Origin of the sequence: Azospira restricta, from assembly GCF_016858125.1 — a bacterium.
Lineage (GTDB): Bacteria > Pseudomonadota > Gammaproteobacteria > Burkholderiales > Rhodocyclaceae > Proximibacter > Proximibacter restrictus.
On record NZ_CP064781.1, the window covers coordinates 3,123,527 to 3,146,584 of the forward strand.

General features: G+C 66.7%; 17 protein-coding genes. 5 read left to right on the plus strand and 12 right to left on the minus strand.

The window, feature by feature from the left end; genetic code table 11:
* The first annotated feature begins 6 nt into the window (after positions 1–6).
* Positions 7–1,650, plus strand: a complete 1,644-nt coding sequence (locus IWH25_RS14975) for an ATP-binding protein (protein ID WP_238998918.1) — start codon at positions 7–9, stop codon at positions 1,648–1,650.
* On the opposite strand, the gene IWH25_RS14980 is transcribed toward IWH25_RS14975, so the two are convergent.
* Entirely contained in the window at positions 1,644–2,201 is a 558-nt protein-coding gene (locus IWH25_RS14980) for a cytochrome b (RefSeq protein ID WP_203386565.1), read from the minus strand. The genes IWH25_RS14975 and IWH25_RS14980 overlap by 7 nt on opposite strands.
* A gap of 111 nt (positions 2,202–2,312) precedes the next feature.
* On the opposite strand from IWH25_RS14980, the gene IWH25_RS14985 reads away from it, so the two are divergent.
* On the plus strand, positions 2,313–3,299 hold the full coding sequence (locus IWH25_RS14985) for an HpcH/HpaI aldolase/citrate lyase family protein (RefSeq protein WP_203386566.1): 987 nt from the start codon (positions 2,313–2,315) through the stop codon (positions 3,297–3,299).
* An 84-nt stretch (positions 3,300–3,383) separates the two neighbouring features.
* On the opposite strand, the gene IWH25_RS14990 is transcribed toward IWH25_RS14985, so the two are convergent.
* From IWH25_RS14990 to pqqB, 6 genes are all read right to left on the minus strand, one after another.
* Positions 3,384–4,622, minus strand: a complete 1,239-nt coding sequence (locus IWH25_RS14990; RefSeq protein ID WP_203386567.1) for a porin — start codon at positions 4,620–4,622, stop codon at positions 3,384–3,386.
* A gap of 362 nt (positions 4,623–4,984) precedes the next feature.
* Positions 4,985–7,150, minus strand: coding sequence for a TonB-dependent receptor family protein (locus tag IWH25_RS14995; RefSeq protein WP_203386568.1), 2,166 nt, complete (start codon positions 7,148–7,150; stop codon positions 4,985–4,987).
* A gap of 27 nt (positions 7,151–7,177) precedes the next feature.
* The gene (pqqD, locus tag IWH25_RS15000; protein ID WP_238998919.1) at positions 7,178–7,492 is read right to left on the minus strand and encodes a pyrroloquinoline quinone biosynthesis peptide chaperone PqqD; all 315 of its coding nucleotides are present in this window, start codon (positions 7,490–7,492) and stop codon (positions 7,178–7,180) included.
* 26 nt (positions 7,493–7,518) lie between these two features.
* A complete protein-coding gene (gene pqqA / locus IWH25_RS19330) occupies positions 7,519–7,593 on the minus strand; it encodes a pyrroloquinoline quinone precursor peptide PqqA (protein ID WP_081455968.1) in 75 nt (24 codons plus the stop codon).
* 108 nt (positions 7,594–7,701) lie between these two features.
* Positions 7,702–8,463, minus strand: coding sequence for a pyrroloquinoline-quinone synthase PqqC (pqqC, locus tag IWH25_RS15010; protein WP_203386570.1), 762 nt, complete (start codon positions 8,461–8,463; stop codon positions 7,702–7,704).
* A complete protein-coding gene (pqqB, locus tag IWH25_RS15015) occupies positions 8,460–9,401 on the minus strand; it encodes a pyrroloquinoline quinone biosynthesis protein PqqB (protein ID WP_203386571.1) in 942 nt (313 codons plus the stop codon). The genes pqqC and pqqB overlap by 4 nt, the downstream gene beginning before the upstream one ends.
* Before the next feature lie 236 nt (positions 9,402–9,637).
* Here pqqB and IWH25_RS15020 point away from each other — a divergent pair, with 236 nt between their 5' ends.
* The 3 genes from IWH25_RS15020 (at position 9,638) to IWH25_RS15030 (ending at position 13,748) form a co-directional block, all read left to right on the plus strand.
* Positions 9,638–10,321: a hypothetical protein gene (locus tag IWH25_RS15020; protein ID WP_203386572.1), complete on the plus strand. Its 684-nt coding sequence runs from the start codon at positions 9,638–9,640 to the stop codon at positions 10,319–10,321.
* A 14-nt stretch (positions 10,322–10,335) separates the two neighbouring features.
* A complete protein-coding gene (locus tag IWH25_RS15025) occupies positions 10,336–11,325 on the plus strand; it encodes a DUF6976 family protein (protein WP_203386573.1) in 990 nt (329 codons plus the stop codon).
* A gap of 86 nt (positions 11,326–11,411) precedes the next feature.
* Entirely contained in the window at positions 11,412–13,748 is a 2,337-nt protein-coding gene (locus IWH25_RS15030; RefSeq protein ID WP_203386574.1) for a penicillin-binding protein 1A, read from the plus strand.
* Between the two features lie 214 nt (positions 13,749–13,962).
* On the opposite strand, the gene IWH25_RS15035 is transcribed toward IWH25_RS15030, so the two are convergent.
* From IWH25_RS15035 to IWH25_RS15055, 5 genes are all read right to left on the minus strand, one after another.
* Positions 13,963–17,106: a type I restriction endonuclease subunit R gene (locus IWH25_RS15035; RefSeq protein ID WP_203386575.1), complete on the minus strand. Its 3,144-nt coding sequence runs from the start codon at positions 17,104–17,106 to the stop codon at positions 13,963–13,965.
* Between the two features lie 81 nt (positions 17,107–17,187).
* Positions 17,188–18,864: an RNA-binding domain-containing protein gene (locus IWH25_RS15040; protein ID WP_203386576.1), complete on the minus strand. Its 1,677-nt coding sequence runs from the start codon at positions 18,862–18,864 to the stop codon at positions 17,188–17,190.
* Positions 18,861–20,201, minus strand: coding sequence for a restriction endonuclease subunit S (locus IWH25_RS15045; RefSeq protein WP_203386577.1), 1,341 nt, complete (start codon positions 20,199–20,201; stop codon positions 18,861–18,863). Before IWH25_RS15045 ends, IWH25_RS15040 begins: the two co-directional genes overlap by 4 nt.
* Positions 20,198–21,097, minus strand: a complete 900-nt coding sequence (locus IWH25_RS15050) for an Abi family protein (protein WP_203386578.1) — start codon at positions 21,095–21,097, stop codon at positions 20,198–20,200. Before IWH25_RS15050 ends, IWH25_RS15045 begins: the two co-directional genes overlap by 4 nt.
* Positions 21,098–21,236: 139 nt before the next feature.
* A complete protein-coding gene (locus IWH25_RS15055; protein ID WP_203386579.1) occupies positions 21,237–22,979 on the minus strand; it encodes a type I restriction-modification system subunit M in 1,743 nt (580 codons plus the stop codon).
* Positions 22,980–23,058 lie beyond the last annotated feature (79 nt).

Genomic DNA, 23,058 nt, shown 5'->3' on the forward strand with positions numbered 1-23,058 from the left:
GCCGCCGTGAGCTGGCACCGCCGCCTCGCCATCCGCCTGCTGCTGCCGATCATCGGCTTCACGCTGCTGTTCGGCGCCGCCGTCTTCGCCTTCGTCGCCTACGCCACCTACCGCTTCGTCGACGAACAGGCGGAAAGCAGCCTGCGCTGGCGCGCCTACGCGCTGCGCCAGATCATCGACGACCAGGAGGACGAGCTGCAACGCACCGGCCAGGCCGGCAACCCGAGCGCCCGCCGCGACCGCAAAGTGAATGCGATGGTCGCGCTCGAGGACTTCGCCCGCGCCAACGGCCTGCGCGTCGCCGTCCGCGACGAAGCGGCGCAGCGCCTCTCCGCCTTCGGCGAGCTGCCGGTCGACATTCCGCCGGACGACGGCGGCAACCTCGACCGCATCGCCCGCTTCGACGCCGACGGGCACCGTTATCACGCGCTCAGCTTCACCTTCGAGCCGTGGCAGTGGCGGATCACCGTGATCGAGGACAACGCCCGCTACGCCGAGCTGCGCGCCGAGCTGACGCGCGCCGCGTGGGTTGCCGGCGGCGCGCTGACCGGCGCCACCTTCCTCTTCATGCTGTTCCTCGGCGCGATCACCAGAAAGCCGATCGATGCCATCGTCGGCGACCTCAAGGCCGGACAGGCGCCGCGCTACCGCGGCATCGCCGAATTCGAGTTCATGAGCGACTCGATCGGCGACATGATGCGCGCGCTGCAGGAGAAGAACGCCGCCATCGCGCGCTACCGCGACCACCTGGAAGCGCTGGTGGCCGAGCGCACGGCCGAGCTGTCGCGCGCCAACGAGGCGCTGCGCGAGACCAACCGCGAGCTCGAGACCACCCACGAGCAGCTGCTGCATTCGGAGAAGATGGCCTCGGTCGGCCAGCTCGCCGCCGGCGTCGCGCACGAGATCAACAACCCGGTCGGCTTCGTCAACTCCAACATGGCCGTGCTCGCCGAGTACCTGCAGAGCCTGCTGCAGCTGATCGAAACCTACGAGCGCCATGCGGTGCCGCGCCCGGACGACGCGGCGGCCGCCGGCGTGATCGAGGCGACGCGGCACAGGATCGACATCGACTACCTGAAGAGCGACGCCGCGGCGCTGCTCGCCGAGTCGCGCGACGGGCTCGACCGGGTCAAGCGCATCGTGCAGGACCTCAAGGAGTTCTCCCACGTCGGCGGCAAGGACTGGCAGCGCGCCGACGTCCACCGCACCCTCGACAGCACGCTCAACGTGGTGTGGAACGAACTGAAGTACAAGGCGCAGGTGGTCAAGGACTACGGCGAGCTGCCGGAGATCGAATGCCTGCCGTCGGAACTCAGCCAGGTGTTCATGAACATGCTGGTCAATGCCGGGCACGCCATCGCCGGCAACGGCGTCATCACCATCCGCACCGGCCGCGAGGGCGAGCAGGTCTGGGTCGAGTTCGCCGACACCGGCGGCGGCATCGCCCCCGAGCACCTGCCGAAGATCTTCGACCCCTTCTTCACCACCAAGCCGGTCGGCCAGGGCACCGGCCTCGGCCTCTCCCTCTCCTACGGCATCGTCCGCAAGCACAACGGCCGCATCGAGGTCGACAGCGAAGTCGGGCGCGGCACCTGTTTCCGCATCTGGCTGCCGATCGACCAGCCGCAGGCCGGCGCCGTCGCTCAGTGAGCGCCGCGCGCCGGCAGCATCCGCGCCAGCACGCCATCGCGACGCACGAACCGGTGCCACAGCGCCGCCCCGACGTGCGCGGCGACGAGCGCGATCATCAGGTTGCCGGCGGTCTCGTGCAACCGCTTCGCGGTCTTCGCCGCCGCCTTGCTGCCCTCGGCCCACAGCGGCAGCTCCCAGCCGAACAGGCTGACCGGCTTGCCGGCGGCGACCAGCACCGCCAGCCCGCTCAGCGGCAGCGCCAGCAGCAGCAGGTAGAGCACGCCGTGCGCGGCGGCGGCCAGCCGCGCCTGCCGGCTGCCGCGCGGCGCCGCGGGTTCCGGGCGCCGGCCGGCAGCGCGCCAGGCGATCCGGCAACAGGTCGCCAGCAGCACCAGCACGCCGAGCTGGAAGTGCCACAGCTTGACGCCGTCGCGCAGCGCATCGCCGCGCGGGAACCAGCCCTTGACCTCGATCAGTGCGATCGCCGCCAGCACCAGCAGCGCGGACAGCCAGTGCAGGCCGATCGCGACCCGATCGTAGCGCGCGGCATCGGCGCGTATCGTGCTCATCGCATGCTCCCGAAATATGAACCGGTGCGCATTCTCATGCCGCCCGCTTAACACGGCCTTAAGCGCCGGCGCGCGCTAAAATGGCCGCCTTCCCATCATCGCGCCCACGCCATGCCCGCACGCCCCCCCAGCGCCGTCCTCTTCGCCGGCGAGAAGCCCTTCCCGATCCTGCCCGCCGTCGACCACTACGCCGGCGCCGAGAAGCTGATGAAGAAGGCGATGCAGCTGCAGCGCGAACTGGGGCCGATCTTCGACATCACCTGCGACTGCGAGGACGGCGCCCGCGCCGGCGCCGAGCGCGAGCACGCCGAGATGTGCGCCGAGCTGATCATGGGCGCCGACAACGCCTTCGGCCGCGTCGCCGCGCGCATCCACGACGTCACGCACGCGCACTGGCGCGCAGACCTGGAGATCCTCGTCGGCCGCGCCGGCAGCCGCCTGCCCTTCGTCACGCTGCCGAAGCCGCAAAGCGCCGCCGACGTGGCGACGCAGATCGCCGCGTTGCGCGAAGTCGAGCGTGCCGCCGGCATCGCGCGCGAGATCCCGGTGCACGTGCTGATCGAGACGCACGGCGCGCTGCGCGAGGTGTGGCAGATCGCCGCGCTGCCCGGCGTCGAGTCGCTCGACTTCGGGCTGATGGACTTCGTCTCCGGCCACCACGGCGCGATCCCCGGCAGCGCGATGAAGAGCCCCGGCCAGTTCGACCACCCGCTCGTCGCCCGCGCCAAGTGCGAGATCGCCGCCGCGGCGCTGGCCAACGGCGTCGTGCCGTCGCACAACGTCACCACCGAACTCGCCGACCTCGACCTGATCCGCGCCGACGCGCGCCGCGCGCGGCAGGAGTTCGGCTACCTGCGCATGTGGAGCATCCACCCCAACCAGATCGTGCCGATCGTCGAGGCGATGCGCCCCGACTTCTCCGAAGTGCAGGCCGCCGCCGAAATCCTCACCGCCGCGCAGGACGCCGACTGGGGGCCGATCCGCCACGACGGCAAGCTGCACGACCGCGCCTCCTACCGCTACTACTGGGAGCTGCTGCAGCGGGCGCGCGCCACCGGCGCCGCGCTGCCCGACGACGCGCTTCGCCGCTTCTTCTGAGCCCGCCACGATAAAAAAGGGCGCCGCGAACGGCGCCCCAAGGCAGCACGAGGGAAGCCGCCCTCGCGGGCGGCGGGAACGCGCTTAGAAGAAGATGATGCCGCCCAGCGAGATGGTGCGGTTCTTCGCGTCGAAGTTGCTGTCGCCGACGTTGCTGACCTTCTCCTGGTTGAACTCGCCGACCAGCGTGATGAACTTGTTCAGCGAGTGATAGACGCCGATCGTGTAGGCGCGGTTCTTGATCTCGTTCAGCGAGCTCTGCGCGCCGGCGCCGCCGGTGATGCCGACGAAGCCGTTCTTGTCCTTGTTCTGGCCGTAGTTCAGGCCGACCTTGGTGTCGCCGAACTTGTACGTGCCCTGCAGGAAGTAGCCGCGCGAGTCGGTCTTGTCGCCGGCGCCGTCGCTGCCGCCGAGGAACTGCGCGCCGACCGTCGACAGGCCGAGACCGCGGCCGGTGAAGGCGTAGGCCAGCGCCTCGAAGTTGCCGATGCCGATCTTGCCGCCGAGCTCGTAGCCGGTGGCCGAGTGATCCTCGTTGCCGACGCAGGCGCCGCTGGTCGAGCAGCTGGTGCTCTGCGTCACCAGGCCGGTCCACACCTTGCCGGGGGTCGAGCCCTTCCAGTCGTACGAAGCCATCGCCTGGAAGCCGGGCGACTTGGTCTCGTCGCCGGCGAACTTGGCCGGCTGGAAGATGCCGGCGGCGGCCTGGAAGCCGCCCATCATCGGCGTCGTGTAGGTGATCTGCGGCTGGAAGCCGGTGTACATGTAGCCGTGGCCGATCATGCCGAAGGTGGTGTTGTACGGGATGCCGGCGTTGCTGGTGCCGCCGACGCCGAGCAGCGTCATGTCGTTGAGGATCACGTTCTGCCCGAAGAGGCCGATGTCGCGGCCGAACTTCAGCGAGCCCCAGTCCTTGTTGCCGAACTGGAAGTACACGTTACGCGTGTCGATCTGGCTGAAGGCGTCGCTGTCGCCGGTGCCGCCGGGGTCGCCGATCGGCAGGCCGACCACGTTCGAGTTGTTGTTGATGCCCGGCGCGAAGCTGAAGTGCGCCTTGATGTCCTGGCCCTTGGCCTGCGTCGTCATCACGAAGTTGATCCAGCCCGGCAGCAGGCCGTTGGTCAGCGCGCTGTTGTTGGTCGTCGTCGAGGCGCCGGTGCTGATGTTGGTCAGCTTCGCCTGGCGATTGACGTAGTAGCCGTTGATCGTGCCGTTGATATCCATCGTGATGTCGTTGTGGGTGAAGCTCACGGCATGGCTGCTGGCGCTGCCGCAGGCAGCGATGGCGAGCAGCAGCGGACGGACGGACATTTGTTTCTTCATGAATTGTCTCCAGATGTCGATAAGGCGATTCCCGCCGGCGCATCTCGAAATCGGCGCCGGACCTCCCCCGCAGTCGCCGGCGGATTGCCGACGCTGAGGCGTGCCAGATCGATTGCGAGGCATGTGCCAGCCGCTGCGAGGCGCCGCCTGGAAGCCCGGAAAGCCGCACGGCACAAGGGTTTCAGGACAACATCCGGGACACGCCGACGACCGGCGGCGCGCCGCGCAGCGTCCAGAAACTGGACAGTCGGCTGCGCCGCTGAGCCAGAACGCAACAGGCGCGACGGGAGGCCCGCAGCAAATGAAAAAGCCCCGCGACGGCGGGGCTCCGGGGAGGGGACGCCGGCGGCCGCCGGCGGCGTTCAGAAGGTATAGCGGGCGCCGGCGCCGACCAGCCAGCCGCGTCCCGGCGCCGACTCGTAATAGCGGCCGTTGCCGTCGCCGACGATCACCGAGCCGACGTACTGGCGGTCGAACAGGTTGTCGACACGCGCGAAGGCCTTCAGCTGCCACGCGCCGTAGCGGCGGTCGACGCCGAAGCGCAGGTTGGCGACGGCGAAGCCGGGCGCCGCCGGCCGCGTATTGCTGTCCTCGACGTAGATCTGGTCGCGGGCGACGGCTTCGAGCGCAGTGTGGAAGCCGCTCGCCACGTGCCGCCAGGCGAGCTCGCCGAACAGCGTATGCGCGGCGATGCCGGGCAGCCGGCGGCCGGCGGCGACGGTGCCGCCGCTGCCGGTGAAGCTCTCGTCGTACACCGCGCGCAGCCAGGTGTAGGCGACGCGGCTGGAGAAGCCGTGCGCCCACAGGCTGTCGACCGCCAGCTCGGCACCGTGGCGCAGCGTCTTGCCGGCGTTGCGGTAGCTGGTGCGGCCGCCGGACGACGCGGCGACGACCAGCTCGTCCTCGGTGCGCACCTCGAACAGCGCCAGGTCGGCGCGCGTGCCGTCGCCGACGAAGGCCTTGACGCCCGCCTCCAGGTGCCGGCTGGTCGCCGGCTTCAGGTCGAAGCTGAAGCTGCCGTTGGCGCCGGAATAGAACAGCTCGTTCATCGTCGGCGCCTCGAAGCCGCGCGCCGCGCTGGCGTAGAGGTTGAGCGCCGGCGTCAGCTTGTAGGTGGCGGCGAGCACCGGCGTCGCGCGGCGGTAGGTCACCGAGCCGCTGTCGTCGCCGTTGCCGGTGGTGATGTAGCGGTCGTCCACCTCGAAGCGCACCGTGCTGTGGCGCAGCCCGGCGAGGAAGCCCCAGCGCTCGCCCTGCCACTCGGCCTGCACGTAGGGATCGGTGCTGGTCACCTCGTCGGTCTCGTTGCGGCGCAGCTTGCCCTTGACGCCGCAGACGGTGCCGCCGCTGCCGCAGGTCAAGGAGAACGCGGCGCTGGTGGTGACGAAGTTCTCGTAGCCGCGGCGCTCGTCGGTCGAGGTCTCGCGGTCGATGCCGAAGGTCGTCGTCAGCTTGCCGCCGGCCAGCTCGCGCCGCATGATCCAGCGCAGCGAGACGCCGGAGAAGTCGCGGTCGAAGTCGATGACGCCGCCCGAGTGCTTGCGCAGGGTGGAGGTCGCCGAGGTCGCCGCGGTGAAGCGCTGCGCCGAGGTCGGGATCGACTGGTACTGGATCACCGAGCGCCGCCCGAGGTAGGCCGAGACCTGCAGCGCGTCGTCGCCGAAGCGGCGCTCGTAGTTCAGGCCGCCCTGCGTGTGCTCGATGCTCTTGCGGGTATTGAAGGTCAGCGCCACCGCATCGACCGAGCGCGGCGCCGCGCGGTACTGGTCCCACTTCAGGCCGAGCGGGTCCTCGGCGTCGATCTGGCGGAAGCCGTTGGCGATGAGCGTCAGCCGGCTGTCGGCGTCGGGCCGGAGGCTCAGCTTGGCCAGCTGCTGGTCGCGCGTCGCCGAGCTGTGGTCGCGGTAGCCGTCGGTGGCGAAGCGCGAGGCGTCGAGCACGTAGCCGACGCCGCCGGCCTCGCCCTGCGCGGCGACGTCGGCCTTCCAGCTGCCCCAGGCGCCGGCGGAGAAGTTCGTCTCGACGCTCGGCGCGCCCTTGCCGTCCGGCGTGAACAGCTGGATCACGCCGCCGGCGTGGTTGCCGTAGACCGCCGACAGCGGCCCGCGCATGACCTCGATGCGCTCGGCGCGGTCGAGGTTGAAGGTCGCCGCCTGCCCCTGCCCGTCCGGCATCGACGCCGGGATGCCGTCGGCGACGAGGCGGATGCCGCGCACGCCGAAGGCCGAGCGCGCGCCGAAGCCGCGCGACGAGATCTGCAGGTCCTGCGCGTAGTTCTGGCGGTTGAGCACGGTGATGCCGGGCACCGCGGCGAGCGCCTCGGAGGCGTTCACCCTGGCGTTGTCGGCACCGATGCGCTCGCTGCCGACGACGTCGATCGCCGCCGGCAGGTCGAAGCTGCTGTGCTCGATGCGGCTGCCGGTGACGACCACCGAGTCGAGGGTCAGCGCGTCGGCAAGGGCGACCGCCGGCAGCGCGGCGACGAGCAGCGCCAGCGGGCGGCGGGGAAAGCGGGGCGGAAAATTCATCGGTCTTGTTCTTCTGGACTTTGCGAATCAGGCGGCCGGCCGCAGCCAGCCCTTCTCGTGCGCCAGCGCGACGAAGCTGTGCGTGCCGGCAGCGACGTCGGCGGGGTCGGCGGCGAAGGTCGCGGCGAGGTCGGCGGCGATCTCGTCGACGCTGCGCACGCCGTCGCAGCGCTTGAGGATCTCGCCGGCGGACGGGTTCAGTTTGATCAGGCCTTCCGGATACAGAATGATGAAGGCCTCCTGGCTCGGCTCCCAGCGGAACATGAAGCGCGGGTCGAGCTGCGGGCGGAAGTTGGCGGTATCCATGATGTCGTCAGGCTGGCGGAGGTGGCGGCGCGGCATGTGCCTTCCCGCGCCGCCGGACCGCGTCAGCGCACGTAGACGTAGGCGGTAACTTCGAAACCGAGGCGGATTTCGCAGTAGGCGGGGGTTTCCCAGGTCATGGCTTGTCTCCTAAGTTGGCGGAACGGCACCCTGCCGCTCCTGAACCGATTATTCGGCGCCCCGGCCGGCGCCGCGAGCGCCGTTCGTCCAGATGCGCCTACAGAAAATCATGAACCGGCCGCAGCCACGGCATTCATCGGCGTGTACGCCCCCCAGCCCTCGACCTGCACCGGGCAGTAGGCGAGCATCATCGCATCGACCATCGTCCACAGCACGTCGAGCTTGAACTGCAGGATGGCGATCGCGCGCTCCTGCAGCTCGCGGGTGTTGAAGTGCGCCATCGTGATCGCCAGGCCGTTGACCACGTCGCGCGGTGCCTCGTTCAGGCGGCGCTTGAAGTAGGCGTAGCCCTCGGGCTCGATCCACGGGTAGTGGTCGGGCCAGTGCGAGAGGCGCGACTGGTGGATGGTCGGCGCGAACAGCTCGGTCAGCGAGGCCGCCGCCGCTTCCTGCCACGGCCGCTGGCGGGCGAAGTTCACGTAGGCGTCGACGGCGAAGCGGACGCCGGGCAGCACCAGCTGCTGCGAGATGATCGTCTCGCGGTCGAGGCCGACCGCCTCGCCCAGCCGCAGCCAGGCCTCGATGCCGCCCTCCTCGCCGGCGTAGCCGTCGTGGTCGAGGATGCGCTGCACCCAGTGGCGGCGCACCTCGCGCTCGGGGCAGTTGGCGAGGATCGCCGCGTCCTTGATCGGGATGTTGATCTGGTAGTAATAGCGGTTCGCCACCCAGGCCTGCAGCTGCGCCTGCGTGCACTGGCCGCGGTGCATCATCACCTGGAACGGGTGGTGGATATGGTAGCGGTCGCCCATCGCCCGCAGCCGGGCCTCGAACTCCGCGTGGCTCCAGGGTTTCAGTTCGTCCATCTTCATCGTTGGTCTCCGGTGGGGGCTATCAGCATGCCGTCGTAGGCGACCTCGATCCCGGCGCGCGCCAGTTCGGCGCGCTCGGGCGAGTCCGCGTCGAGGATCGGGTTGGTGTTGTTGATGTGGATCAGAATCTTGCGCGGCTTCGCGTAGCGGCCGAGCAGCTCGATCATGCCGCCGGCGCCGGACTGCGGCAGGTGGCCGATCTCGCGCGCCGTCTTGGTCGACAGGCCGAGGCGGATCATCTCGTCGTCGGTCCAGAAGGTGCCGTCGACCAGCACCGCGTCGGACTCGGCGAGGAAGGGTTCGAGGTGCGCCTCCATCGCGCCGAAACCCGGCGCGTAGAAGACCTTGCGGCCGCTCGCCGCGTCCTCGATCAAGAGGCCCAGGTTGTCGCCGGGATGCGGGTCGTGGCGGTGCGGCGAATACGGCGGCGCCTTGCTCGAGAGCGGCACCGGGGTGAAGGTGAGACCGGCGGCGCCGGGAACCGTGAACGGCGCGGCGCAGGGAATGGACGGTCTCACCTCCACCGGCTGCCAGCGCACCGTGCAGAAATGGGAAAGAACGTTGAAGACGGGGTTGCCGGTGCTCAGGTCCTCGCGCACCTGCGGCGTGCACCACACCGGCAGCGGCTTGCCTTCGCGCAGCATGAACAGGCCGGTGACGTGGTCGATCTGCGCGTCCATCAGCACGACGCCGGCGATGCCGGTGTCGCGCAGGCCGCGCTTCGGCTGCAGGCACGGGTTGGCCTTGAGCTGCGTCAGGATGTCGGGCGAGGCATTGCACAGCACCCAGTCGACGCCGTTGGCGCTGACCGCGATCGACGACTGCGTGCGCGGCGTCGCGCGCACGCTGCCGTCGCGCACGCCGGCGCAGTTGCGGCAGTTGCAGTTCCACTGCGGGAAGCCGCCGCCGGCGGCGGAACCAAGGACAAGGAGTTTCATGCGGGCCAGTATCCGCCGCCGCGGCGCCACCGGAATGCGCGGAATCGCCAAGCGGAGCTCATGGTTTTCTGGAGCCGGGGGTCGTCGTCGGCTGCTGCACCGTTGCACGCCGCTGTCCACTTTTTCGACAGTCGCCCCGCCTGCCGCGCCGCCACGGCGGCACATATCACGATGGAATGTTTCTTGCCCGATCGCCCGATCCGACCAACAACAACGACAGGAAGGAGAACGGAGACATGGCATTGAAGGAACTGTTGCAGCGGCTGCTCGCGGTCGAGGCGCCGTGGCAGGTGGTGAAGGTGCGCGACGACCTCGGGCGCGGGCAGATCGACGTCTGGGTCGGGCGCGGCGGCGGCCGCGGCGGCTGGCTGTTCGGCAACCGGCAGGCGGCGCCGGAGCAGGAGACGGCCTGGCGGCACATCAACCTCGGCCACGCGCGCTGCGTGGTGCACGCACCGGCGGCGGCCGCCGGCGACGACCGCCTGCCGTGGTCGGGCGACGGCGGGCAGCCCTTCACCCGCGCGCTGGCGCGGCAGATCGCCGGCCTCTTCCGCGAGGGCATCAAGTTCCAGTCGGTGTGCACGATGCTCGACATCGCCGTCGCCGACCTGTGGAAGTTCAAGCACAGCCTCGACCACGGCCGCGCCGGACTCTCCGGCGCGCCGGCGCTGCCGGCGGAAGGCGACGCGTCGAGCGTGCCGGCGGCCGAGCACCCGGTGTGGGCGATGCTGCTCGACGGCTCGCTCGACATCGACATCCGCGTGCTCGGCCTCAAGCTGTTCCTCAGCAAGCTGCGCGAGCAGATGCGGCTGATCACCGACGACGAGGTGCGCCTGTTGAAGGCGCACGAGATGCAGCGCTACTTCGTGCGCTACGAGCGCCAGCTCGGCCACGAACTGGCCCAGCTGCGGCGCTTCTGAGCGCGGGGCGAACGATGACGACAAAGCAAGGAATGATGTCGGTCGCCGACGCCGCGGAGCTGATCGGCAGCGGCCGCCCCCTGTGCATCGCCGGCGACGAGGCGGCGCTGCGCCGGCTGCCCGCCGGCAACTGGATCGGCGGCACGATCCCCTACTTCATGGGCAAAGGCGGCGGCCTCGTCAGCCGCGAGCAGGTGCACGTGACCGTCGTCGGCGACCACGCCGACGCCCCCCGGCTGCGCCTGTGCGACGCCGACGCCTTGCCGCAGCTGTGCCGCGCCGCGCCTGAGCACGGCTACAGCATCCTGATCCTGCCGGCCTTCAGCGACTGCCACCTGGCCTTCGCGCGCAACGCGCCGAACTACGAGGAGATGTACCTGAAGCCGCTGGTCGGCTGGGTCGCCGGCGTGCACCTCGACGACCTTGGCCGCGCGCAGCCGCAGGTGGTGCTCGGCAGCAGCGGCGAGTTCTCGGCGACGCAGGCGGTGGTGATGGACGTGCCGCTGCCGCCGGAGAAGTTCGCCCGCGTCGACATCGTCAATCCGTTCCGCCCCGGCGACGGCGCGCGCATCGTCTTCGCCGAAACCGGGCTGGCCGCCGGCGACTGCCGCATCGACGGCCGCCCCGGCAACCTCGCCGAGCACCTTGCGGCCAGCGGCGCCGACGGCCGGCTGCCGCTGGTCGCCGACTACTGCGGCGCGCCGGTGAACGTCAGCATCAAGGGCATCGACCGCGCCGCCGGCCGCGTCGACTTCTACGCGCCGGTCTTCCCCGAGCTCGAATACCGGCTCGCGGCGCCGCTGGCCGACCCGCTCGCCGCCTTCCGCGCCGCGCTGCCGCCGCCCGGCACGGCGATCTCGTTCGCCTGCAACTGCATCCTCAACTTCCTCTACCTCGAACTGGAAGGCCAGCGCACCGGCGAAGTCGGCGGCCCGATGAGCTTCGGCGAGATCGGCTACCAGCTGCTCAACCAGACGCTGGTGTATCTGACGGTGGAGGGGTGAGCGCCGGCGCGCGGCGGTTGCGGCTAAACTTCGTTTTCGGGTGACGGCCTTGCCGGCACCGTCAACGCTTCAGCCAGGACGACCGCGTGCGCTTCTTCTCCACCGCCATAAACTTTCTCGCCCTCCCCTTCGCCAGCGCCAATTACCGCAATTCGCCGCGGCGCACCCTGCTGGCGCTCGCCGCCAATGGCGTGCTGGCGCTGCTGGTGCTGGTCGGCGCCACGCTCGCGACCGTGCTGCCGAGCCTGCCGTCCTTCGACGTGGTGACCGACTACCGCCCGAAGATTCCGCTGCGCATCTATACGGCCGATGGCGCGCTGCTCGGCGAGTTCGGCGAGGAACGCCGGGACTTCACGCCGATCGACGCGGTGCCGCCGGTGCTCAAGGAGGCGCTGCTGGCGATCGAGGATGCGCGCTTCTACGAGCACAGCGGCGTCGACTACCGCGGCGTGCTGCGCGCGGTGGCAGCCGGCCTGACCGGCGGCATGCGCCAGGGCGCGTCGACGATCACGATGCAGGTCGCGCGCAACTTCTTCCTGTCGCAGGAAAAGACCCTGAAGCGCAAGCTGACCGAGGTGGTGCTGGCCTACCGCATCGAATCGGCGCTGAGCAAGGACAGGATCCTCGAGCTGTACATGAACCAGATCTACCTCGGCCAGCGCAGCTATGGCTTCGCCGCCGCGGCCCGCACCTATTTCAACAAGCGCCTGCCGGAGCTGACGCTGGCGGAAGCGGCGATGCTCGCCGGCATCCCGCAGAACCCGGCCAAGCACAACCCAGCGGTCAATCCGGTCCGCGCCAAGGCCCGCCAGGAGCTCGTCCTGAAGCGCATGCTGCAGCTCGGCAGGATCACCCAGGCGCAGTACGCCGAGGCCGTCGCCGAGCCGCTCAGGATCGGCCGCAGCCTGCAGTTCGAGGCCCATGCCGACCATGCCGCCGAACTGGTGCGCCAGGAGCTCCACGCGCGCTACAAGGGCGAGGCCTATACCCAGGGCTTCAACGTCTACACCACGCTCGACAAGGCCGAGCAGAACGCCGCCTACGACGCGGTCCGGCGCAACGTGCTGGCCTACGACCAGCGCCACGGCTACCGCGGGCCGGAAGGCTTCGTCGCGCTGCCGGACAACGCCGACGAGTGGGACGAGGCCATAGAGCGGGCGCTGGCCCGGCATCCCGGCAGCGACAACCTGATCCCGGCCGTCGTCACCGAAGTCTCGGCCAGGCTGGTCCGCGCCGAACCCGCCGCCGGCGACACGCTGGAAATCAAGGGCGACGGGCTGCGTTTCGCCGCCCGCGCGCTGCAGCCGAACGCCAAAATGGATCTCAAGATCCGCGTCGGCTCGGTGATCCGCGTCAGCCAGGACGGCAAGGGCCGCTGGGCGATCAGCCAGATGCCGGAAGTCGACGTCGCCTTCGTCGCGCTGAATGCCGACGACGGTTCCTACCGGGCGATGGTCGGCGGCTTCGACTTCGCCCGCAATCAGTTCAACCACGTCACCAGCGCCTGGCGCCAGCCGGGATCGAGCATCAAGCCCTTCGTCTATTCGGCCGCGCTGGAAAAGGGCTTCTCGCCGGCGACGCTGATGAACGACGCGCCGCTCTCCTTGCCCGGCGGCGAAGACGGCCAGCCGTGGGAGCCGCGCAACGACGACGGCTACGACGGCCCGATCAGCCTGCGCCAGGCGCTGGCCCGCTCGAAGAACGTCGTCGCCGTCCGCCTGCTGCAGGCCATCTCGCCGCAGTATGCGCGCGACTACCTGCAACGCTTCGGCTTCGATGCCGCCAAGCACCCGGCAAACCTGACCATGACCCTCGGCAGCGGCTCGGTCACCCCACTGCAGATGGCCAGCGCCTACGCGGTCTTCGCCAACGGCGGCTACCGCGTCACCCCGCGGCTGATCGAGAAGATCACCGACGCCCGCGGCAAGGTGCTGTGGCAGGCGCCCCCGCCGCCGGCCAGAGATGACGGGCAACGGGCGATCGACCCGCGCAACGCCTTCATCATCGACAGCATGCTGCGCGAGGTGGTGCGCAGCGGCACCGCTGCCGTGGCCAGCCACCGCCTCGGACGCAACGACCTGGCCGGCAAGACCGGCACCACCAGCAACGCGGTCGACGGCTGGTTCGCCGGCTACGCCGGCAACGTCGTCGCCGTCTCGTGGATGGGCTACGGCCAGCCCAGATCGCTCGGCGGCCGCGAATTCGGCGCGACGCTGGCCTTGCCGATCTGGATCGACTACATGCGCCAGGCCCTGTCCGGCAAGCCGCCCAGCGAAAGAACGCCGCCCCCGGGCGTCTCGCTCATCGACGGCGACTGGGTCTACGACGAATTCAGGGGCGAGGACGGGGTCAAGGCGCTGGATGTGGAGGTGTCGCCGTTCCGGTCGATCTTCGATGCGATACGGAGGGCGTTTGGGGGGTGAGGCGGAAGCGGGTTCGGTTGCTTGGCGGGAGGGCTCCGGCGGCGTCCGCGATGGCGCCGGCTAGCGGATTGGCTGTCGCCGTCAAGACTCGGGGATTTGCCGGTTGGCGGATGGGCGCCAATCAGCCGGAGCGGTATTCCAGCCGTTTTGTGCCGAGCAGCGGAATTACGCCGTAGAACAGGCGCTCGGAGTCGACTCCGAGCGCCGGGGCGACTCAACCATTAGCAGGGGCTCGGCCCTCTCCTCGCCCCTTCAGCGCCTCATACAGCTGCGCCGGACCGAGCAGAATATCCTTCAGCCCGTTCCGCACCTTCTCCGAGTCGATTGCCTGCTTGCTCATCGTGGTGTGCGCAGCAAACGCATCGAGGATGGCATTCATCAGTTCGTTGGAGAGATCGGGCGAGTTCGCGAACTGCTCCTTGGTGTTGTTCGCCGCCTGCTGAACGAGAATCTCCGATTCGAGCAGCTTGCCCTTCAGCACGTGATTCACGTAGACGAGCTTGTCGTCGTCGGAGAGTTCGCCGTCGAACAGCGTATTCACCTTCGAGATGATCTCGCCGAGCATCGCCCTTTCTCTCTGCTGCACCTCGCCGCTGCCGGGCTCGGTCAGCGGCTGCAACTTGTCCGGCTCGCCCACGCCGAGCGGCAGATTGCGCTTGCCGAGATCCTTCAGCTTGTGGTGGGTCAGCTGCACGCCGGAAAGATCGACCCCCTCCCGCTCGCGGCCGAATTCCAGCAGCGGCAGCAGACGCTTGTAGAAGATCGCCCGCTTCTCGATGTCGGCGTTGCCGTAGTCGAAGATTTGCGAGAGGAAGGAATACACGCGCAGGAAGGCGCCAAGGTTGCGCTTGAACAGAACCAGTTCGTTCAGCGCATCCTGCGCCTGCTGTTCCGCAGCCCCATCCTTTTTATCCCGGGCCGCGCGCAACGCGTCCTGCCCGGCCTTGTAACGCTTCAACAGGCGGTCGGCCACCGGCTCGATGGCCGCCGCCAGCTCGTACTGGTGCGCCTTCGGGTCCAGCTCGACCCTGACCACGCGCTCGACCTCGTTGTCGTCGTAGTAGCCGGTCGCGTCCAATTTGGCGCGCAGGTCGTACACGAGGTGCGGATCGGTGACGCCGGCGAGCTCGGCCGTTTCGTAATAGGTCTTGAACGCCGCCAGCACGTCCTCGGGTTCATTGACGAAATCGAGGATGTAGGTCGTGTCCTTCCTGCCGTACGGCCCGTGGTAGGCACGGTTGAGGCGCGACAGCGTCTGCACGGCCTGGATGCCGGCAAGACGCTTGTCGACGTACATCCCGCACAGCAGCGGCTGGTCGAAGCCGGTCTGAAACTTGTTGGCGACGAGCAGGATCCGGTAGTCATCGGTGGCGAACGCCTCGCGGATGTCGCGCCCGTTCAGCGCCGGATTCAGCAGCCTGCTGTTTTCGGTGAGCGGCTCGGCCCCGCTTTCCGTGTCGGCCACCTCCCCGGAGAAGGCCGCCAGCGTGCCGAGCCTGTAACCCGACGCCTTGATGTACTTGTCGATCGCCAGTTGCCAGCGCACGGCTTCCAGCCGGCTGCCGACGACGACCATCGCCTTGGCGTGCCCGGCCAGCAGCGGCGCGACGTTCTCGCGAAAATGCTCGACGACGACCTGCACCTTCTGCGCGATGTTGTAAGGGTGCAGCCGGACCCAGCGCATGATGCCCTTCATCGCCTCGCTGCGCTCGACCTCCTTCTCGTCCCATTCCTCCTTGCCGCTGGCCAGCCTGAAGGCCAGCTTGTACGGGGTGTAGTTCCTGAGCACGTCGAGGATGAAGCCCTCCTCGATCGCCTGCCGCATCGAATAGACGTGGAACGCCTGCGGCAGGTTGTCCGGCCCGGCGGGAAGTTCGGGGTTCGGCCGCCGCCCGAAGAGTTCCAGCGTCTTCGATTTCGGCGTCGCCGTGAAGGCGACATAGGTGATGCCGCTGTCGCCGGCCTTGGCCGCCATCTGCGCGGCGAGCAGGTCTTCCGTGCTCACCTCGCCGCCGTCGTTCAGTTCCTGCAGCTCTTCCGCGCTCAGCACCTGTTTCAGCCGGGCCGCCGCCGAACCGGTCTGCGACGAATGCGCCTCGTCGGCGATCACCGCGAAGCGCTTGCCCTCGGTGGCGGCCAGTTCCTGCACCGCCTTCATCGCGAAGGGGAAAGTCTGGATCGTGCAGACGACGATTTTCTTGCCGCCGGAAAGCGCCTCGGCCAGCTCGCCGCTCTTGCTCTGCGCCTCGCCGGTGATCGTGGCGACGACGCCGGTGGTGCGCTGGAAATCGAAGATCGCCTCCTGCAACTGCGCGTCGAGCACGTTGCGGTCGGAGATCACCAGCACCGAGTCGAACAGCTTGCGTTTCCCGGCGTCGTGCAGGTCGGCGAGGAAATGCGCGGTCCAGGCGATGGAATTCGTCTTGCCGGAGCCGGCGGAATGCTGGATCAGGTATTTCCGCCCGACGCCTTCCGCGAGGATCGCCTGCTGCAGCTGGCGCGTCGCCGCCAGCTGGTGGTAGCGCGGGAAGATCATGCCGACGATCTGCTTCCTGCTGTCGCGCTTCGTGACCAGATAGCGGCCGATGATCTCCAGCCAGCTCTCGCGCGCCCAGACCTCTTCCCACAGGTAGGCGGTACGGTAGCCGCCGTCATTGACCGGGTTGCCGGCGCCGCCGTGGTCGCCCCGGTTGAAGGGCAGAAAGCCGGTTGCCGCACCTTGCAGCTTCGTGGTCATGCGCACTTCGCGCGTGCTCGCGGCGAAATGCACCAGCGCACCGCGCGGAAAATCGAGCAGCGGCTCGGCCACGGCCTGCCCCTTCGGCCTCGGGTCGCGGTCGAAGCGGTACTGGTCGACGGCATCCTCCACGCTCTGCGTGAAGTCCGTCTTCAGCTCCACCGTCGCCACCGGGATGCCGTTCACGAACAGCACGAGGTCGATGGCGTTCTCGTTGAACAGCGAATAGCGCAGCTGGCGGACGACGCGCAGGCGGTTCGCCGCGTACCTCGCCTGCAGCTCGGGGTTCATCGCCAGCGCCGGCCTGAACTGCGCCATCGCCAGCGGCTGGCGCAGGCCAAGCAGCTCGATGCCGTGGCGCAGCACGTCGAGCGTGCCGCGGTCGTCGAGCTGCTTGCGCAGGCGGTCGAGCAGCACCGCCTCGGCCGCCGCGCCGTGGTTCTTGTGCAGGCTTTCCCAGGCTGTCGGCTGCGTCGCCTGCACCCAGGCCAGGACATCGGCGGGGAACAGCGCGCGGGCGCGGTCGTAGGCGGCGGCATCGCCTTCGGCATACAGCCAGCCCGCACCGGCCAGATGGGCGCAGATGTCGTTCTCGAACTCGATTTCCTTGTGCAGGCTCATGGTTGTGTGTTGTGGGTACTGGGCCAGAGTTGGCTAAAAGTTAGCTAAAAATTGGCTAAAGTCGGCTAAATTTTTCCGGGTTTAGCCGACTCGGGAACGGAGACGCCACACAGCCGTAGGCCCCTTGCCTTCGCTGCAAACCGTGCCATCTCTAGCCCGCATCTCAGCAAGCAGATTTCTTACCCTGTCTATTTTCTGTTGGTCTGTCAGGCCATCGGGCAGCATTGGTATCAGCAAATCGGCTAATTTTTTCCGGCTGATCGGCTGGAACTGGCGCAGATGGCTCAGGACAAACTGCTTCAACTGTTCCTTTTCCAGCCCCTTGTTCCGGGTATAGGTCGCCTGCTCGTTGGTTGATTCGGCAACCGATGCCGACAGGTAGAAATTCGGCTTCCTGCCTTCGATCAGCCCTTGCCGTCTCAGGTACGCTGCTACGCTGTCCGGGATCGGAAGCCGCTTCTGAACCCGATCCAGAAGAATGACCGTCGCAATGTCCAGATCCTGCTTTTCCAGCAAAAGCAGCGAATAGTTCTCGTCGAGCGTGTGGCCGAAAATCTCCAGAACCACGCTGTTGGCCGAGGACCGTCCGTAGTCCGGCAAGGGGAAGTAGCGTTGCCGCTGCGCCAGCGTCATCGCATGAATGCCGTATCCCATCGTGTCGATCATGCCCAACTGGACCATTGCCTGCGCCAGCCACGGATTGCGGTAACGGCTCGGCGTGCGCTCGCCGGTGAAGTAGTCCTCGGCATGCCCCTCGAAGAATCCGCCGGCGTTTTCGAAGATCAGCCGGTCCACCTTCTCGGTCACCAGGACGCGCGACTGCCGCGTGTAGTCCTGATGCGCCAGGCAGTTGTGCAGCGCTTCGAGAATCACGCGCGTGTCGTACTTGAGCACCTCGGTCGCCAGCAGTTGATTCGCCGGAAACAGCCGCTGCTTGATGTTCCGGATGCGCTGCAGAACCTGAGTCGTCGTCAGCAGGAACGGCGGGCCGAAATGCTCGTAGGACCGTTCTTCCGTCTCCAGCTTCCACGTGATCTGCGCCGGATGCGGCGACAGCAGATGAACGGCCGACGGCCCGCCGAGCAGCAGCAAGGCGGCACGTGTCAGCTGCCCGTTCGCGGTCAGCTTGGCGCGATCGAGAAACACCTCGGTCGACCAGCTGTCGATCTGGTCGAAAAACGCAGCGGTCGGATGCCGCTCCTTGAACTTCTGCCGCGCCAGCACCAGCGCGCCGAGGTCGAGATCGGCCGGCATCGCCGCTGGCACCACCTGAGCCGACCAATCCACCACATCGACCGACTCGCCGAGAATCGCGTCCAGCCGCTCGGATCGCATTTCGACCAGACTGTCGTCGAGCCGCTGCCATGCCTTGTCGTGCGCGTACACCGGAAGTCGCGGCTTGTGCTTCGGGATGTGCAGGACCCAGACCGTCTTCCGTGTGTCGTCGGTCAGGAATGGCTCGACGCGAAAGCCCTCGGAATCCAGATTCGTGCAACGCCCGAGAAGGCGCTGGCGCAGGTTCTCCGGCGTATAGTCGGCGAGGTTCTGGATGCCGACGATCTTGAGCGTGCCGTCCTCGACGCCGACCACCAGATGCCCGCCTTCCATGTTGGCGATGGCCGAAACGTAGCTGGCGATGTCGTCGCCCTTGCGCCCGCTCACCGCATGCGTCAGGTTCTTGAACTCCTTCCACTCGCAGGCGTCACCCTCCTTCGGGAAGTGCGTCAGCAAGTAGTCCTGAAGCGCTTGTTCGTTCATGCGGCCTCCCGGGCGGCGGCAAAACCGCGCACATCGATTTTGCCGGTGACGGCGGCGGAGATCAGGGCGGTGCGGCGTTCTTTAAGCAGGGCAATGGCCTTTTCTGCGTCTGCCGACAAAGCATCGAACTTCGTGATTGCCCCCATTAGGAATTCCGCGATTACCTCCTGTTCACCAACAGGAGGCGACGTCACCAGTAACCCCCGAATTTCTTCGACGTTTGCGCGGCGAATCGTTGCTCCAACCAAGAACGCCTCGATCTGATTCCGGACAAAATTGGAAGTCAATTGGAAATGCATGAAGCGGCTTTTCGAATTGGAGCGAATCAAACACACGTCCTGCCCCATGCAGAAAGGAGCATCGAAGTCGACATAGCCAACTGCACCTACACTCGCATTACGGCAGAAAATCATGTCACCGCGTTGCGGAACACGACCATCGCGCAAGAAATCCCACTCGTCCTGTGAGGTCAGCTTTGCATCGTTCAATGCAATCCGATCGTCGCGCAATTCCCGGATGCTGACGATCGGCAAGCCTTCATCGAGGAACTGGACAGTGTGGTGTTTGCAATCGAGCACATCGGAAAAGCGTTTCAGCAGGCCCACCTCCCAATGCGCCGGCACCTCCCCCAGCCACTCGATCCCCGAATCCTTCATCGGCGCATCGGGGTTGAGGCCCTTGGTGACGGCATGCGAAATGACGGCCTGGCGCTTTTCCTTGAGCAGGGCGATCAGTTTTTCCTGCTCGGCCACCAGCGCGTCGATCTTGGCGGTTTCGTGGTCGAGGAAAGCTGCGATGGCACCTTGCTCAGCCACATCGGGAAAAGCAACCGCGAAATTGCGCACGAATTCATCGGGCACCCGTTTCTGACCGCCCGCACCATACATCGCGGCTTCACCAAGTTGTCGAAACGGGCGCGAGATAAAAAGCCAATGTAGGTATTCGCTCGTCGCTTCGGTGGCCTTGGGTCGCGCAACGACCAGTTCCGTCGTGCCAAACCCAACCCCTGAGATCAGCCCGCGCATCACAGCGCCCTTGCCATTCTCGAAACACGGCGTGATCTTTGCGACGGTTACGTCGCCTTCGCGAAAATATGTGTAGCCCGTTTCAACTTCGCCAATCGGTCGCGTCCGTTCCAGATTCAACGAGCCGTCATCGCCGATCGCTTCCATCGGCAAGAAAGAGACCTCGAAGGATCGGTCAAACGACGCAAGCTCTGATTTGGAGGGATTCAGGTCGGCAACGAATCGCAAGCGTTTCACGCCCCAATGCGCTGGCACCTCCCTCAGCCATTCGACCCCGCTGTCTTTGTACTCGGGATAACGCGGGAAGCTCATGCCACCTCTCTCCAAAGATCGCGATCCAGCCAGTCGGCAGGGAAATCCATCGCCGAACAATCGATGCCGTGCCTGACGACAAGCGCTTTCAGGCGCTCCCGCCAATGGTGGCTGGGCGCGATCACGTTCATGAAATGCAAAAGGATCAGGACGGTGTTGTAGAGTTTTCGCGAGCCGTTGACGAATTGGCCATGCAAGGCACGGGGCTTGCTCCTTGGCAATTGCGGGGTAATCGTGAACTCGCGGTTCCACAAGCGGTTGTGGTGCGCGCAGACGTTACGAATGAACGTCAGGTGGTGCAGCCATGATTCGAAGACCTGCTGGTCGATGCCATACGTACCCGAAATTGCGCTGCGCGTCGCCATGGGTTTGAGATTCTTGTACTGTCGCGACAGCAGGCCGAGCGACATGATTTCGCAGATTGCCCAGACAGGAGGGAGTGGTTCCTCGTAGGTGCTGGTCAGATGTTCGATGAAGCTTTCCTTCGACCGCCCAACTTCTGCAATGAGCTGATTGCTGGTGGTTACCCAGGCCGTCCAGTCCTTGGCAAGGCTCGGATCGAGATGCGCATGGGCTCCGTGGCGGTGAGCCAGTTGATGGGCCCATTGCGTGCGCACAGACACTTCGATGCGTTCGATCGCATCCAGCAGCAAGAGCCGGAGTTCACGATCGAAGATGTAGAGATTCAGTACCGCATCGAACCGGGTACCCGGCTTGAAGGTGTGTGTCGCATGATCTGCCTCGAAAGGCAGGCAGTAAGCCGCCAAGCGGTAATAATTGAGATGTTCGAGATAGAACGCCGCTTGATGCACATCGTCGATGATCATCCCCCGCCGTTGCAGCAGGGCAACCTGTTGCGCACAGGTGGTTGGCGGTTTCGTGAAGGCGCGCTTCATGATTCGCGCCCCACAAAAAAGGAACCCGCCGGTTTGAGGATACGCTCTCGCGCATAGCCTTGGCGGGTGTTGTTGCCAAATACTATAGCACTATGCAGCACTTTTTCCCACTTTATCCCTCTTCTTCCAACTTTAACCCTCATGCCGACAGCCCCCCGATCATCTGCTTGATCCGGTCGGTCACCGCCTTGAGGTCGGCGTCGATCTCGGCGAGCGGGCGCGGCGGCGTGAACACGTAGAAGTGCCGGTTGAACGGAATCTCGTAGCCGACCTTGGTCTTGTCGTGGTCGATCCAGGCATCCGGCGCATGCGGCAGCACTTCGCGCTTGAAGTAGGCTTCCACGTCCTCGGCGAGCGGCACGTTCTCGGTGTCCCTCAGGGAAGAATCCGCCTGCGGCTTGCCCTTCTGCTTGCCCTTTTCGCCGAGCACGATCTTTCCCGCCGCATCGCGCAGCGGCCGTTCGACGGTGATCGTGCGGTAGCCGAAGTCCTCGTTCCTGAAGATGCGGCTGATCGGCTTGCCGTCCTGCTTCGCCTCGACGAACTGGCCGAACAGGCGCGTGATCTCGGCGATGTGTTCGTCGGAAAGCTCCTTGCGCTTGGAGCCGAGGCTCTTGCGCATCTTCTGCCAGAAGCCGCTGGCGTCGATCAGCTGCACCTTGCCCTTGCGCGCAGCCGGCTTGCGGTTGCTGATGATCCAGACGTAGGTGGCGATCCCGGTGTTGTAGAACATGTCGGTCGGCAGGCCGACGATGGCCTCCAGCAGGTCGTTCTCCAGCACGTAGCGGCGGATCTCGCTTTCGCCGCTGCCGGCGCCGCCGGTGAACAGCGGCGAACCGTTGAGGACGATGCCGAAGCGGCTGCCACCCTCGGCCGCCGGGCGCATCTTGCTGATGAGGTGCAGCAGGAAGAGCAGCGAGCCGTCCGAGACGCGCGGCAGGCCGGGGCCGAAGCGGCCGTTGAAGCCTTGGCTTTCGTGCTCCTTGCGGATTTCCTTCTCGACCTTCTTCCACTCCACGCCGAAGGGCGGGTTGGAGAGCATGTAGTCGAATTTCTTGTGCGGGTGGCCGTCGTCCGAGAGGGTGTTGCCGAAGCTGATGTTGGCGACATCCTGCCCCTTGATCAGCATGTCGGCCTTGCAGATGGCGTAGGACTCGGGGTTCAGCTCCTGGCCGAAGACGGTGAGCCGCGCCTGCGGGTTGTGCTCTTCCAGATACTCGCCGGCCACCGACAGCATGCCGCCGGTGCCTGCCGTCGGGTCGTAGATGGTGCGGACGACGCCGGGCTTCGAGAGCACGTCGTCGTCCTCGATGAAGATCAGATTGACCATCAGGCGGATGACTTCGCGCGGCGTGAAGTGCTCCCCCGCCGTCTCGTTCGAGATTTCGGCGAACTTGCGGATCAGTTCCTCGAAGACGAGGCCCATCTGGTGGTTATCGACCGCCTCCGGGTGCAGGTCGACCTGCGCAAAGCGCTCGGTGACCTGGTAGAGCAGCCCGGCCTTGTGCAGCCGATCGACCTGGGTATGGAACTCGAAGCGCTCGAAGACATCGCGCACGGCCGGCGAGAATGCCTGGATGTAGCTGAACAGGTTCTCGCGGATGTGATCCTGGTCGCCCATGAGCTTTCTCATGTCGAGCGGCGAGGTGTTGTAGAAGCTCTGGCCGGCCTTGCGCAGCAGGAAGGGCTCCGGGTTCAGCCCGGCCTTCTGCCTGTCGGCGAACTCCTTGAGGACGGCCTGCTTCGTGGATTCGAGCACGCAGTCGAGGCGGCGCAGCACGGTGAAGGGCAGGATCACCTTGCCGTAGTCGGATTGCTTGTAGTCGCCACGCAGGAGGTCGGCGACGGACCAGAGGAAGGCGGAGAGTGCGGGTTGGTTCATTGTTGCTTTGCTTTCAAGGGTGCCGGCGGTGATTTCCGAGCCGGCACACCGGAATTTTCTTCGAAGCCTGAAACTTTAC

Bases quoted from the DNA above. Each gene is read 5' to 3' on its own strand.
- pqqD (WP_238998919.1), bottom strand. From the start codon at position 7,492: ATGCCGCGCCGCCACCTCCGCCAGCCTGACGACATCATGGATACCGCC.
- IWH25_RS15040 (WP_203386576.1), bottom strand. From the start codon at position 18,864: ATGAACGAACAAGCGCTTCAGGACTACTTGCTGACGCACTTCCCGAAG.
- IWH25_RS15045 (WP_203386577.1), bottom strand. From the start codon at position 20,201: ATGAGCTTCCCGCGTTATCCCGAGTACAAAGACAGCGGGGTCGAATGG.
- IWH25_RS14985 (WP_203386566.1), top strand. From the start codon at position 2,313: ATGCCCGCACGCCCCCCCAGCGCCGTCCTCTTCGCCGGCGAGAAGCCC.
- IWH25_RS15035 (WP_203386575.1), bottom strand. From the start codon at position 17,106: ATGAGCCTGCACAAGGAAATCGAGTTCGAGAACGACATCTGCGCCCAT.
- IWH25_RS14995 (WP_203386568.1), bottom strand. From the start codon at position 7,150: ATGAATTTTCCGCCCCGCTTTCCCCGCCGCCCGCTGGCGCTGCTCGTC.
- IWH25_RS15050 (WP_203386578.1), bottom strand. From the start codon at position 21,097: ATGAAGCGCGCCTTCACGAAACCGCCAACCACCTGTGCGCAACAGGTT.
- IWH25_RS15020 (WP_203386572.1), top strand. From the start codon at position 9,638: ATGGCATTGAAGGAACTGTTGCAGCGGCTGCTCGCGGTCGAGGCGCCG.
- IWH25_RS15025 (WP_203386573.1), top strand. From the start codon at position 10,336: ATGACGACAAAGCAAGGAATGATGTCGGTCGCCGACGCCGCGGAGCTG.
- pqqC (WP_203386570.1), bottom strand. From the start codon at position 8,463: ATGAAGATGGACGAACTGAAACCCTGGAGCCACGCGGAGTTCGAGGCC.
- pqqB (WP_203386571.1), bottom strand. From the start codon at position 9,401: ATGAAACTCCTTGTCCTTGGTTCCGCCGCCGGCGGCGGCTTCCCGCAG.
- IWH25_RS15055 (WP_203386579.1), bottom strand. From the start codon at position 22,979: ATGAACCAACCCGCACTCTCCGCCTTCCTCTGGTCCGTCGCCGACCTC.
- IWH25_RS14990 (WP_203386567.1), bottom strand. From the start codon at position 4,622: ATGAAGAAACAAATGTCCGTCCGTCCGCTGCTGCTCGCCATCGCTGCC.
- IWH25_RS14980 (WP_203386565.1), bottom strand. From the start codon at position 2,201: ATGAGCACGATACGCGCCGATGCCGCGCGCTACGATCGGGTCGCGATC.